Annotated in this window: 11 protein-coding genes; 3 read left to right on the top strand and 8 right to left on the bottom strand. The window is 68.7% G+C overall.

Going from position 1 to position 12,503, the window contains the following annotated elements:
- Positions 1 to 160: 160 nt before the first annotated feature.
- The 4 genes from GPZ80_RS12245 to GPZ80_RS12260 are packed head-to-tail and all read right to left on the bottom strand — an operon-like array spanning position 161 to position 3,609.
- Positions 161 to 1,144, bottom strand: a complete 984-nt coding sequence (locus GPZ80_RS12245) for an SMP-30/gluconolactonase/LRE family protein (RefSeq protein ID WP_187220456.1) — start codon at positions 1,142 to 1,144, stop codon at positions 161 to 163.
- Between the two features lie 31 nt (positions 1,145 to 1,175).
- Positions 1,176 to 1,820 carry a histidine phosphatase family protein gene (locus GPZ80_RS12250; protein WP_187220457.1) on the bottom strand — a complete coding sequence of 215 codons (645 nt, stop codon included), beginning with the start codon at positions 1,818 to 1,820 and terminating at the stop codon, positions 1,176 to 1,178.
- The gene (locus GPZ80_RS12255) at positions 1,817 to 2,863 is read right to left on the bottom strand and encodes a phosphotransferase family protein (RefSeq protein ID WP_187220458.1); all 1,047 of its coding nucleotides are present in this window, start codon (positions 2,861 to 2,863) and stop codon (positions 1,817 to 1,819) included. The genes GPZ80_RS12250 and GPZ80_RS12255 overlap by 4 nt, the downstream gene beginning before the upstream one ends.
- Positions 2,860 to 3,609: an SDR family oxidoreductase gene (locus GPZ80_RS12260; protein WP_187220459.1), complete on the bottom strand. Its 750-nt coding sequence runs from the start codon at positions 3,607 to 3,609 to the stop codon at positions 2,860 to 2,862. The genes GPZ80_RS12255 and GPZ80_RS12260 overlap by 4 nt, the downstream gene beginning before the upstream one ends.
- A 44-nt stretch (positions 3,610 to 3,653) precedes the next feature.
- Here GPZ80_RS12260 and GPZ80_RS12265 point away from each other — a divergent pair, with 44 nt between their 5' ends.
- The gene (locus GPZ80_RS12265; RefSeq protein WP_187220460.1) at positions 3,654 to 4,847 is read left to right on the top strand and encodes an RNA-guided endonuclease InsQ/TnpB family protein; all 1,194 of its coding nucleotides are present in this window, start codon (positions 3,654 to 3,656) and stop codon (positions 4,845 to 4,847) included.
- Positions 4,848 to 4,883: 36 nt separating this feature from the next.
- On the opposite strand, the gene GPZ80_RS12270 is transcribed toward GPZ80_RS12265, so the two are convergent.
- Both GPZ80_RS12270 and GPZ80_RS12275 read right to left on the bottom strand, forming a co-directional pair.
- On the bottom strand, positions 4,884 to 5,702 hold the full coding sequence (locus tag GPZ80_RS12270) for an SDR family oxidoreductase (protein ID WP_187220461.1): 819 nt from the start codon (positions 5,700 to 5,702) through the stop codon (positions 4,884 to 4,886).
- Positions 5,699 to 6,898: an acyl-CoA dehydrogenase family protein gene (locus GPZ80_RS12275; protein ID WP_187220462.1), complete on the bottom strand. Its 1,200-nt coding sequence runs from the start codon at positions 6,896 to 6,898 to the stop codon at positions 5,699 to 5,701. The genes GPZ80_RS12270 and GPZ80_RS12275 overlap by 4 nt, the downstream gene beginning before the upstream one ends.
- Positions 6,899 to 6,974: 76 nt before the next feature.
- Here GPZ80_RS12275 and GPZ80_RS12280 point away from each other — a divergent pair, with 76 nt between their 5' ends.
- Positions 6,975 to 7,544 carry a TetR/AcrR family transcriptional regulator gene (locus GPZ80_RS12280; RefSeq protein WP_187220463.1) on the top strand — a complete coding sequence of 190 codons (570 nt, stop codon included), beginning with the start codon at positions 6,975 to 6,977 and terminating at the stop codon, positions 7,542 to 7,544.
- 96 nt (positions 7,545 to 7,640) lie between these two features.
- On the opposite strand, the gene GPZ80_RS12285 is transcribed toward GPZ80_RS12280, so the two are convergent.
- Both GPZ80_RS12285 and GPZ80_RS12290 read right to left on the bottom strand, forming a co-directional pair.
- Positions 7,641 to 8,816: a S8 family peptidase gene (locus tag GPZ80_RS12285; RefSeq protein WP_187220464.1), complete on the bottom strand. Its 1,176-nt coding sequence runs from the start codon at positions 8,814 to 8,816 to the stop codon at positions 7,641 to 7,643.
- Between the two features lie 135 nt (positions 8,817 to 8,951).
- Complete coding sequence (locus GPZ80_RS12290; RefSeq protein ID WP_187220680.1) at positions 8,952 to 10,568, bottom strand: acyl-CoA synthetase; 1,617 nt, start codon at positions 10,566 to 10,568, stop codon at positions 8,952 to 8,954.
- A 119-nt stretch (positions 10,569 to 10,687) separates the two neighbouring features.
- On the opposite strand from GPZ80_RS12290, the gene GPZ80_RS12295 reads away from it, so the two are divergent.
- Entirely contained in the window at positions 10,688 to 12,340 is a 1,653-nt protein-coding gene (locus GPZ80_RS12295) for a bifunctional 3'-5' exonuclease/DNA polymerase (protein WP_187220465.1), read from the top strand.
- Positions 12,341 to 12,503 lie beyond the last annotated feature (163 nt).

Here is a 12,503-nt window from a genome sequence, read left to right on the forward strand (position 1 = left end):
CAGGCGTTCAGGCAGACACCAAGCATCGACGAGATGAGGCTTTGTCCGACATGCCGCTTCACGCGCGGCGCCGGGCCACAGCGAGACCCACGTCACAAACTTCGCGTACGCCCGGGCCGCGACGGCGGCTAAACGACCTGACTTCCTTACCGTGTCTACTTCAGGGTAGCTCGAAAAGGGCGATCGCTCGCTCGTTCAGGCTTCCCAGATACACAGTTCCCTCGTGCTCACGGACTCCGGTCACCATGTGGTAGTCCGGCGCCTTGCCGTAGAAGTCGTGCACGAGCCGCCCGGTCGCGCCATCGACGGCCCGGACCCACACCACGCGCTTCTCCTTGGGCTGCAAGCGTTCCGGGACCCGCCAGAGCACCTGTCGGACCCGGGGCGGTGTGCGCAGCAGCAGGTCGACGACCGGGTCGCGTGGGGCCGCCATGGCGATCCAGATGAGGCCGTCGGACCCGGTGGAGATGTTGTCGGGGAACGCGGGCAGGTTGTCGACGAGCACGTCGGACTCCCCCGCGCGGTCACCGGCGAGCCACAGCCGGTTAAGGCAGTACTCACCGGTCTGCGCGACCACGACGTAGGACTCGTCGGCGGCGAGCGCCACTCCGTTGGCGAAGTGCAAGCCATCGAGGAGGGTCTCGACCGACCCGTCCGGCGAGCGGCGCAGGAGCCTGCCGGTCCCGGAGTGCTCCAGGATGTCGGCCCGCCAGAACTCCAGGTCGAACCGGCTGGTGGAGTCGGTGAAGTAGATCGTCCCGTCCTTCGCGACCGCGGCGTTGTTGCACACCCGCAAGCCGGGCCCGGACGGGATCAGGACCTCGATCTCGCCGTTCTTCTTGTCGACCAGCAGCAGACCCTTGTCCGCGTCGCACACCAGCAGCCGCCCGTCCGGGTACAGCTCCAGGCCCAGTGGGCGGCCGCCGGTGTCGGTGATGGTGTCGAGGCGCCTGCCGTCGGCGGTGAGCCGCAGGACCCGGCCGTCCTCGACGCCGGTGAAGACGTGGCCGTGCTCGTCGACCAGGACGTCCTCGGCGCCGGTCCCGGTCACCTGGCGGACCGTCAGCGACGGCAGCGACGCCTTCGGCTTGCGCCCGGGGCGGGGCGCCCGCCACACGACCGGTTCGATCCTCGGACGGCCCATCGCCACTCCTGCCACTCGGTTCGCGGGTCGATCAACGGTAGGTGAGGAGTTCCCGGTTCGCTCCCTCGAAATGCCCATGCTCGTTGAACGACACAAGCGACGCCCCGGAACGCCCGACGACGATCTTGGTGATCGCCGCGTTCACCACAACCCGGTTGACCGCCACCACGCCCGCGCCCATCAGCCGCGAGCAGAGCGCGGCGATCACGCCGCCCGAGGTGAACACGAGCGCGTCACCGCCCGCCGCCACCTCGGTGAGCGCGGCGAACGCTCGGTCGGCGAAGTCGGTGTAGGTGCCGGTGCCGCCGACTTCGAGCCCGTTGCCGATCCAGTCCTGCAGCGCCCGGTCGAGCAGGGCCTGGAAGTCCCGGGGCGAGACGGGGGCGTCGACCTGCTCGCGGGCGGCGAGGGCCTGGACGAGGCCGAGGTGGTCGTACTCGTCCCACCGCCCGTCCGTCCCGCGGTCGAGGTCGATGCCCGCCGCGGCCAGCGTGGCCGTGGCGGTGTCCCGTTGGCGCGCGAGGGTGCCCGCCCAGACCTGCGCGGGTTTGACGCCTCTGGCGCGCAGTTCCTCGCCCAGCACCTTGGCCTGCTGGTGTCCGACCGGCGAGAGGACGTCGTAGTCCGCCGCGCCGAAGGAAGCCTGCCCGTGGCGCAGCAGGTAGACGACGGTCACTTGGCGATCACCTGGCGGCAGCGCCATTCCAGGTAGCCCGCGAACATCCAGAAGTCCTTGAACGCCGGGTTGTGCGTCTGGCCGTGGTGGTAGCGGTAATAGATCTGCTGCATGATCACCGCCAGCCGGAACAGGCCGAACGCCTCGTACCAGGACCAGTTCGCGGGCTTGAACCCCATCCGGTCGCAGTAGTAGTCGACGATCTCGGCGCGGGTCAGCATCCCCGGCAGGTGCGACGGCTGCCTGCGCGCCACCTTGAACACGTCGTCGTCATCGGCCTGGATCCAGTAGGCGACGGCGCCGCCGAGGTCCATCAGCGGGTCGCCGAGCGTCGACATCTCCCAGTCGAGGACGCCGACGATGTTCCGGTCGTCGTCGAGCACGACGTTGTCGAAGCGCCAGTCGTTGTGGATGACCACAGTGGACACGTCGTCTGGCTGGTTCGCGTCGAGCCAGGCCATGACCTCGACGAAGTCGGGAACGTTCTCGGTGCGCGCGTTGCGGAAACGCTCCGACCAGCCCTTGACCTGCCTGCCGACGTAGCCCGCGCCCTTGCCCAGGTCGGTGAGACCAGCGGCGGCCGGGTCGACCTGGTGCAGGTCGACCAGCCGGTCGATGAGCTTCGTCGACAAGGCGCGCGCCTCGGCCTCGCTCAGCGTCATGCCCTCGGGCAGGTCGCCGCGCAGGATGGTGCCCGGAATCCGTTCCATGACATAGAAATCGGACCCGAGCACCGACTCGTCCGTGCACAGGCCGAGCACCGTCGGGACATACGGGTACACCGGCCTGAGCGCCTGCTGGACCCGAAACTCGCGCTTCATGTCGTGCGCGGAGGCGGCCTTCTTGCCGACCGGGGGCCGCCGCAGGATCAGCTCGCGGTCGGGGTAGGTCAGCAGATAGGTCAGGTTCGAGGCGCCGCCGGGAAACTGGCGCACCGTGGGCTCGTCGACCAGTCCATCCACAATGGACGATAGCCAGCTGTGGACCGCCACGGCGTCGAAGCTGTCCTCCGACCGGACCTCCCGGGTCTCGTCCACGGTCATGACAGCTTGGCCACCAGGCTCAGCGGCAGGTTGCGCATCGCGAAGCCCATCAGTGTCCACGGCCACGCGGGCGTGCACGCCTCGGCCGACTCCTTCTCGATCGCCTTCACCATCGACCGCACGCCGGGCACGGTGTCGACCATCAGCGGGGTCTTCTTGACCTTCTCGTTCATCTCCGAGCGGATGTAGCCCGGGTAGATGGTGGAGACGTTGATCGGCGACTTGAGCAGGTCGGCCCGGATGCCCTCGGCGAGCGCGGCGACACCGGCCTTCGTCGCGGCGTAGGTCGACAGGTTGCCGCCCAGGCCGCGCATGGCGCTCATCGACGAGATGACCACCAGGTGGCCCGCGTTCTGCTCGCGGAAGATCTCCATCGACGCCTCACACTGGGCGAGCGCGGAGACGAAGTTGGTCACCGCGGTCTGCTTGTTGGCCTCGAAGAAGCCCGTGCCCAGCGGCTGTCCCTTGCCCAGACCGGCGTTGACGATCACCCGGTCGATGGTCCCGAGCTCGGATTTGAACTCGCCGAAAACCTTGAACACCGCGTCGTGATCGTTGACGTCGAGCGCGCGGATGACGACTTTGATGCCCGGGTTCGCCTTGAGCAACTCCGTGCGCAGCGTCTCCAGCCGGTCGGTGCGCCGCGCGGCGAGCGCCAGGTTGCGGCCGAGCGCGGCGAACTGGCGGGCCATCTCCTCGCCGAGGCCCGAACTGGCGCCGGTGATGAGGATGTTCTTACGAGTCACTCTGTCTCCTGGTTTTGTCGGTGGTGGTCGCTAGTTTGATCGGCATGTCCCGTTTCCGTCTTCAACCGACTCCCACCCAGGAGCGGGTATTGTTGGAGCACTGCGGGCATGCGCGGTTTGTGTGGAATCTCGCCGTGGAGCAGCACGCGCACTGGCGGTCGGGGCGCAAGGCGGCCCCTGGGTACACCGAGCAGTGTCGTCAGTTGACGCAGGCTCGGACGGCGAACCCGTGGTTGGCGGCTGGGTCGGTGATCGTTCAGCAGCAGGCGTTGAAGGATTTTGCCCAGGCGATGGCGAACTTCTTCGGCCGGACCCACCGGCGGCCCACTTGGCGCAGGCGCGGGCGCAATGAAGGTTTCCGGATCGTGGCGGCCAAACTGAGCGATGTGCGCCGGGTCTCCCGCAACGTCGGTGAGGTCAAGGTGCCCAAGATCGGCTGGGTCCGATTCTGGTGGTCGCGTGCGGTCGCCGCGGGTGTGAAATCCTATCGGATCACCCGAGATCGAGCGGGCCGCTGGCATGTGGCGTTCCCGGTCGTGCCCGAGCCCATCTCCGGACCGGGCGCAGGTGCGGTCGTAGGCGTGGATCGAGGCGTCGCGGTGTCGGCGGCGTTGTCCACCGGGGAACTCTTGTCCGTGCCCGCACTGCGCGCCGGCGAGAAAGCGAGGCTGCTGCGGTTGCAACGCAAGCTCGCCCGGGCGCAACGCGGCTCCATTCGGCGCGGCAAGGTCAAAACAGCGATGGCGAGGCTCAGTGCTCGCGAAACCGACCGGCGCAAGGACTGGGTCGAGAAGACCAGCACCCGCCTGGCTCGCGAGTTCGACGTGATCGGCGTCGAAGATCTCAAGATCAGCAACATGACCCGGTCGGCAAAAGGCACGGTCGAGGCGCCCGGCCGGGGTGTGCGGCAGAAGGCGGGCCTGAACCGGGGAATCCTCGCCAATGGGTGGGGCCTGCTCGTGACCCGTGTGGAGCAGAAGGCTCCGGGTCGGGTGGTGAAGGTCGACCCGCGGGTCACCAGTCAGCGTTGTTCGGCGAGTGGGGTCGTGGATCGGGAGGCGCGCGAGAGCCAAGCCGCCTTCCGGTGCCGGTCCTGCGGTTTCGCCACCAACGCGGATGTGAACGCGGCTTTGAATATTCGATGCGCGGCAGGGCATGCCGTGGCTGCACGGGGAGGCCCGCCGTTGGGTGAGCCTGCGAACCGTGAACCTCAACGCGACCTCCTCCTCGTGCGGTAGTTGCTGTTGGAATCCCGGCCTCAGGCCGGGGGGATGTCAAGGGTTTTCCTTCTCCATCTTGGGCCGCAGCTTGGCCCAGTACTTGGCGACCTGCTTGTCCACCAGCCACGGCGCGAGCCGCTTGAGCCGCTGCGCGCGCCTGCCGTCGGCGTGCGTGTGGACGAGGAACCGCTTGGCCGCCACCGCGTCGAACACCTGCTTGGCCACGTCTTCGGGGGTCACCTTGGACGAGGCCATCAGCTTCTGGCTGACCTTGAGCGCGGCCGGGTCCGGCGTGCGCATGCGGTCGTTGAGATTGGTCTGCACGAACGCCGGGCACACCACGGTGGTGTTGATCCCGTGCGGTTCGAGTTCGTAGCGAAGGGTCTGCGACAGCGCGAGGACGCCCGCCTTGGTGACGTTGTAGGACGACATCCCGGGCAGGTTCATGATCGCGGCCAGCGACGCGACGTTGACCAGGTGGCCGGAGCCCTGGGCTTTGAACATCGGGGTGAAGGTCGCGCAGCCGCGCACCACACCCTTGAGGTTGATCTCCCAGATCCAGTCCCAGTCGGCCATCGGGATGCGGTCGATCCGCCCACCCGAGGCCACACCCGCGTTGTTGACCAGCACGTCGAGCCCACCCCAGTGCTCCTCGCACCACTCGCGGGCGGCGGCCCAGGACTCGTCCTTGGTCACGTCGAGAGCCAGGTGCTCGGCGTCGATCTCCTTGGCGGAAATCTCCTTGGCGGCGGTCTCAGCGGCAGTGACGTCAATGTCGGTGACGAGCACGCGCCAGCCAGCTTTCGCGTAGTGCGCCGCCATGGCCTTGCCCAAGCCGGAACCCGATCCGGTGATCAGAATTCGCCGGTTCATGCGGTGTACTTCTTGAGCTCGATGCGGGAGACGACGCCGCGGTGGACCTCGTCCGGGCCGTCGGCCAAGCGCAACGAGCGGGCGCCCGCGTAGGCCGCGGCCAGCGGGAAGTCGTCGGTCATGCCCGCGCCGCCGTGCAGCTGGATGGACATGTCGATCACGTCCAGCGCCATGTTCGGCACCACCACCTTGATCTGCGAGACCTCCGAGAGCGCGCCCTTGAGCCCGTAGGTGTCCAGCTTCCACGCGGCGTTGAGGACGAGCAAGCGGGCCTGCTCGATGGCGATTCGCGCGTCGGCGATGCGCTCGCGGTTGCCGCCGAGGTTGGCCAGCGGCTTGCCGAACGCCTCGCGCTGGGTGGCGCGCTCGCAGGCGAGTTCGAGGGCCTTCTCGGCGAGGCCGATCAGGCGCATGCAGTGGTGGATGCGGCCGGGGCCGAGCCTGCCCTGGGCGATCTCGAAACCGCGGCCGGGACCGGCGATGACGGCGTCGAGCGGCAGGCGGACGTCGGTGAAGCTGACCTCGCCGTGGCCGAAGGGCTCGTCGTGACGACCGAAGACCGGCAGCATCCGCTCCAGCTTGAAACCGGGGGTGTCCAAGGGAACCAGGACCATCGAGTGCCGCGCGTACTTGTGCGCGTCCGGGTCGGTCAGGCCCATGAAGATGGCGACCTTGCAGTTCGGGTGGCCGATGCCGGTGGAGAACCACTTGCGGCCGTTGAGGACGATCTCGTCGTTCTTGACCACCGCCGTGGCCGCCATGTTCGTCGCGTCCGAGGAGGCGACGCCCGGCTCGGTCATGCAGAAGGCGGAGCGGATCTCGCCGCGCAGCAGCGGTTCGAGCCAGCGCTGCTTCTGCTCGTCGCTGCCGTACATGTGCAGGACTTCCATGTTCCCGGTGTCCGGGGCGTTGCAGTTGAAGACCTCGGGGGCGATGAAGGACCGCCCCATCAGCTCGGCGAGCGGCGCGTACTCGACGTTGGCCAGGCCGGATTCGTCCTTGAGGAAGAGGTTCCAGAGACCGGCCGCGCGGGCCTTGGCCTTGAGCTCCTCGATGACCGGCAGGACCACCCACGGGTCGTCCAGCGCGGCGAGCTCACGGTGGTAGTCGGCCTCGACCGGCTCGATCTCGGTGCGGATGAAGTCCCCGACCCTGGCGAGATAGTCGGCCGCTTTGGCCGAGTGCGCGAAGTCCACGTCGCCTCCTATTGAGCGTTGCTCAACAAGGTACCCTGCCTATCGAGCAACGCTCAACAGGTCCGAGGAGTGACGTATGTCCGAAGCACCCACCAGGGTCCGCCGCACGGCGGCCGACCGGCGCAAGCAGCTGATCGGGATCGGTCTGCGGATGCTCACCGTGCGCCCGATCCACCAGGTCACGGTGGACGAGGTGGCCGCCGAGGCGGGCATCTCACGCAGTCTGCTGTTCCACTACTTCCCCACCAAGCAGGACTACTACGTCGAGGTCGTCCGCGCCGCGGGCCGCCGCCTCCTGCGCTCGGCCCAGCCCGGGGACGACGCCCGCGCGATCGTCGAGGGCTATGTCGCCTTCATCGAACGCCGCCGCACGCAGTACGTCGGCCTGTTCCGCGCCTCCGGGCTCGACGACTGGGTCAAGGAGATCCACGACGAGACGCAGGACGAGTTGAGCGTGCGGGTGATGTCGGCGCTGGGCCTGGTCGAGCCGCCGGAGCCGGTGGTGTTGGCGGTGCGGGCGTGGTGGGCGTTCGCGGAGGAACTGACGATCGAGTGGACCGGCCGGGAGCGAACGGACCGGGAGGCCCTGGTCGGCTTGCTGCTCAGCGCGCTGGACAACGTGGTGCTGTTGGCGCGGGACATCTGAGGGCCTGCCCTTTCGGTCCGGAGGCACGGGCGAGGCAGCGACGAGACACCGATGGGGCCAGGCGCGAGGTGCCGGGCCCCATCGGTTGTTCTCAGGTCACGCCTTGAGCAGCAGGTTCACCGTGTCGGGGCTGATCCCGCCGATCTTGTCCTTCGTCGCCGCGGCGGTGATCGCCTCCGCGACGGCCGACGGGGTGGCGTCGGGGTTGGCCGCCAGGTACAGGGCGACCGCGCCCGCCACGTGCGGGGTGGCCATCGACGTGCCGCTGATCGTCTTGGTCTCCCCGCCGATCCACGCCGACGTGATGTCCACGCCGGGCGCGTAGAGGTCGACGACCTTGCCGAAGCTGGAGAACTCGGCCTGCTTGTCGGCGTTGTCCGAAGCCGCGATCGTCAGCGCCTCGGGAACGCGCGCCGGCGAGCTGTTGCCCGCGTCGTCGGAGCTGTTGCCCGCCGCCACCGCGAAGGTGACACCGGACTCGATCGCCGCCCGCACGGCCTTGTCCAGCGCCTCGTCGGCGCCGCCGCCCAGGCTCATGTTCGCCACCGACGGGCCCTGGTGGTTCTTGGCGACCCAGTCGATGCCCGCGATGACGCCTTCGGTCGTGCCGCTGCCCTGCGCGTCGAGGACCCGCACCGGGACGATCTTCACGCCCTTGGCGACGCCGTATTCCGCACTGCCGATCGTGCCCGCCACGTGCGTGCCGTGGCCGTGCTCGTCCTCGGGCTTGTCGTCGTTGTCGACGGCGTCGAAGCCGCCCGACACCCGCCCGCCGAGCGCGGGGTGGTCGGCCTGGACGCCGGTGTCGATGACGAACGCGGTGACGTTGTCAGCCTTGCCGCTGTAGGTGAACGACTTGTCCAGCGGCAGGTCGGCCTGGTCGATCCGGTCGAGTCCCCAGGACGGCGGATTCGGCTGGACATCGAGCGCCCGAATTTTCTGGTTGGCTTGCACGAATTCGACCGCGTCGTCGGCCGCGAGTTTGCGAGCCTGCGATTCCGACATTGTGGCCGAGAATCCCTTGATAGAACTTTCGTAGGTTGCGCGAACCTTTCCACCGTAGTTATGGGCGACCTCCGCGGACTGGCTGCGCGAGCCGTCCTTGAGCACCACGATGTAGCTGCCCTCAACCGCGTCCGGGCTCCCTGCCAGCAGGATCTCACCCTCCTGCGCCTGTGCGGGAGCAGCCAACGCGACAACTGTCGCCGCCGAGCCGATGAGTGCGAAGCCGATTGCGAGTCGGCCCCGACGACCTTCGCGCCTCAGTGTCATGAAAGGTGTTCCTTTCTTGTTCGGAAATGCCATGCAATGACGTTTCGACAAGAAAGGGCAACAGTTGCCACTTGCCACTGTTACTCCGACCAGACCAGACACATGGTCTGTTCAGTGCGGCTGGCCTCGGGATCTTCAGCCCATTTCGCGTAGCTGCTTTCGGACAACTTTTCCGGTCGCGTTGCGGGGCAGCTCGTCGACGAAGACGACATCGCGCGGGACCTTGAAGCGGGCCAGGTTCGACTTCACGTGCTCGCGCAACTCGTCCGCGGTGACGTCGGTGTCCACCACGACGTAGGCCTTGAGCCGCTGGCCGAACTCGGGATCCTCGGTGCCGAGCACGGCCGCCTCGACCACGCCCGGGTACTCCACGAGCAGGTTCTCGACCTCGGCCGGGAAGACGTTCTCGCCGCCGGAGACGATCATGTCGTCGTCGCGGCCGTCGATGAACAGCCTGCCCTCGGCGTCGAAGTGACCGACGTCACCGATGGACAGCAGGCCGTCGATGATCTCCTTGTTGCGCCCGTCGGTGTACCCGCCGAAGCTCAGGCCGCTGCCGACGAAGATCCGCCCGGTGACGTTGGGCTGGGTGATCCGCCCGCCCTCGGCGTCATAGAGCCGCACCTGACAACCGACCGGCGGCCTGCCCACGGTGCCCGGCGCGGCGCGCCAGTCCTCGGGCGTGGCGACCGTCGCGACGGCGACCTCGGTCGAGCCGTACAGGTTGTGGACCACGTCGCCGAACGCGCGGGTCGCGCGGTTGCCCAGCTCCGGCGAGAGGGCCGAGCCCGCGGTGAACAAGATGCGCAGCGAGCTCGTGTCGTAGCGGGCCAGAACCTCCGGGCCGAGGTCGAGCACGCGCTGCAGCATCGTCGGAACCAGCACCAGCGTGGTCGCCTTGTTGTCCTGGATCATCTTCAGGATCTGCTCGGGATCGAACTTGCGGCGCATCACGACCGCGGAGCCCAGGGCGAAGCTGATGATGAACTGCGAGAGCCCGGTTCCGTGGAACAGCGGCGCTCCCAGCACGGTGCTCTCCCCCGCGCGAAGCGGGATGCGGTCGAGGAACTGCGCGGCGGCCAGCGGCGAGCGCACCTGGCGCGGCGCGCCCTTTGGTGTTCCAGTGGTTCCGCTGGTCAGCAGCACCATGCCGCCCGGCTCCGACGGCGCGGGAACCGGCCGGTCGTCGGTGTTCGCGATGAGTTCCTCAAGGGTGCGCGCGTCTTCGACCGTGGTGTCGGTCCAGGCGATGAACCGCGGGATCTCGGGCGGCAGCGCCGTGGCGAGCTCGCTGAACTCCTGGTCGTGGATGAACACGGAGACGCCCTCGCGCTTGGCCACGTCTGCCAGCTGCGGCTTCGCGAAACCGGTGTTCATCAGCAGCAGCCGGGCACCGAGCTTGCCCGCGGCGAGCATGGTCTCCACCGCGCCGCGGTGGTCGCGAGCGAGCAACGCGACCACGGACTTCTCCGTGACACCGCGCTGGGCCAGCGCCCGGGCGAGCGCGTTGGATCGGGTGTCGAGCTGGCGGAAGGTCAGCGGCCCGAGTTCGTCGACGAGGCCGACGGCCCGGTGGTCCCGGTTCGCAGCCACCCGAGCGGCGCCCGCGATCGGCCCCAGCTGGCGCACGGCGATCATCGACTTGACCACGTGATCCGGCCGGGACATCGGAACCAGCCCGGCCCGGCGCATCACATCGACACTGCGGACAACCGTCGGCACCTTGCCCGCCAGATCGCGCACCAGGGTCATGTAGTCGCTCAACGGAGCCTCCCGTGGACGTTCGTGTTACCGCCGAGCCACGTTGCCGCACAAGTTACTCGCGAGTCAACTGCCGGTATCTGTCAGTGGGATGGCGCAGAATCGCCGGTGTGCGGATCGCGGTGGTGCCGGAGGGTGATGGGGCTGGTCGGGCCCGGGTTCTCGACGGCCCGACCGAGACCGTGGGCGACCTCGCGGCCTGGATGGGCGAGCAGCAGCGGCGCCATGACGTGCGGTGGGTGCTTCCGTCCACCGAGGAGCTTTACCCGGCGCTGCTGCGGGCGGGCGTGCGACTCGACCGGTGTCACGACCTCGCCCTCGCCGAAGGCATCCTGCTGGCGTTCGAGGAGCGGCCCCACCGCCCCCGGAACCTGGGTGCGGCCTGGGCCCGGACGCGGGGTCTGCCCGAGCCCGCCGACCCGCGTCCGCAGACCCGCGGGGAGCAGCCCACCCTGTTCGAGGCCGACCGCGGCACCACCCCGGCCGGAGCCGACCCACTCGACGCCGCCGTCGCCGTCCTCGCCGACCAGGAGCGGCGGATCGCCGCCACCGCCCAGCCCGACCGGCTGCGCCTGCTGGTCGCCGCCGAGTCCGCGGGGGCCTTGGCGGCGGCGGAGATGTCGCACCACGGCCTGCCTTGGCGCACCGACGTCCACCTGGCCATGCTCGAAGACCTGCTCGGCCCCCGCACCGCTCCCGGCGTCCGCCCGGCGAAACTCGCCGAACTCGCCGACCGGATCAGCGCCGCGTTCGCCGGCAGGCCGGTCAACCCCGACCACCCACCCAGCATCGTGCGGGCCTTCGCCCGCGAAGGTGTGGAGATCCCGTCGGCCCGGGCCTGGGTGATCAAGGAACTCGACCACCCAGCCGTCGCCCCGATCTTGGAGTACAAGGAGCTGTCGCGCCTCTATGTCGCCCACGGCTGGTCCTGGCTCGACAGCTGGGTCGACGGCGGCCGCTTCCGCCCGGAATACGTCGTCGGCGGTGTCGTCTCCGGCCGCTGGGCCACTCGCGGCGGCGCGGCCCTGCAACTGCCGCGGACCCTGCGGACGGCCGTCCGATCGGATCCGGGCTGGGTCCTGGTGTGCGCGGACGCGTCCCAGTTGGAGCCCCGGGTGCTGGGAGCACTGTCGGGAGACGGCCGCTTCGCGGAGGTGTCGGCGTCTTCGGACCTGTACACCAGCCTCGCCGCGGACGCCTTCGACGGCGACCGGGGAAGGGCCAAGATCGCGATGCTGTCAGCCATGTACGGCGGCACCAGCGGCGAAGCCGGACCACTGCTCGCGGTGCTGCGCAAGCGTTTTCCGCAAGCAGTGGAGTACGTCGAACAGGCGGCACGCGCGGGCGAGCAAGGCCGAGTCGTCCGGTCGAGACTGGGTAGAACCAGCCCACCCCCCAGCGAAGCCTGGCGGGAACTGACGTCAGACCACGACGGCGAACAAGCAGAGAAACGCGGCCGACAGGCGGCCCGCGAATGGGGCCGGTTCACCCGGAATTTCGTAGTCCAAGCCAGCGCCGCCGACTGGGCACTGACAATGCTGGCCACACTCCGCAAAACCCTGGCCGTCTCGGCACCGGAAGCGCAAATCGTGTTCTTCCAACACGACGAGGTCATCGTCCACTGCCCAGAGGATTCAGCGGCGGCAGTGTCGGCGGACGTGTCGAAGGCAGCCGAACAGGCCAGCACCCTCGTCTTCGGCGCGACCCCGGTGCGCTTTCCCTTGGAGGCCAAGACAGTCCGCTCCTACGCCGACGCGAAGTGACCTAAGTAGACAGATCCCCCACCGACCGCAAGGGGCCGATCCAAACAGGCACCCAGCCAAGCCCCGCCCGACCCAGACAGGCACCCCAGCCGGCCCCGCTTGCCCAAGCAGGCGCCCCAGCCAAGCCCCGCCGGCAAACCACCCGACAGGCGCCCCAACCAGC

The sequence above is a fragment of the Actinokineospora xionganensis genome (assembly GCF_014323725.1).
GTDB lineage: Bacteria > Actinomycetota > Actinomycetes > Mycobacteriales > Pseudonocardiaceae > Actinokineospora > Actinokineospora xionganensis.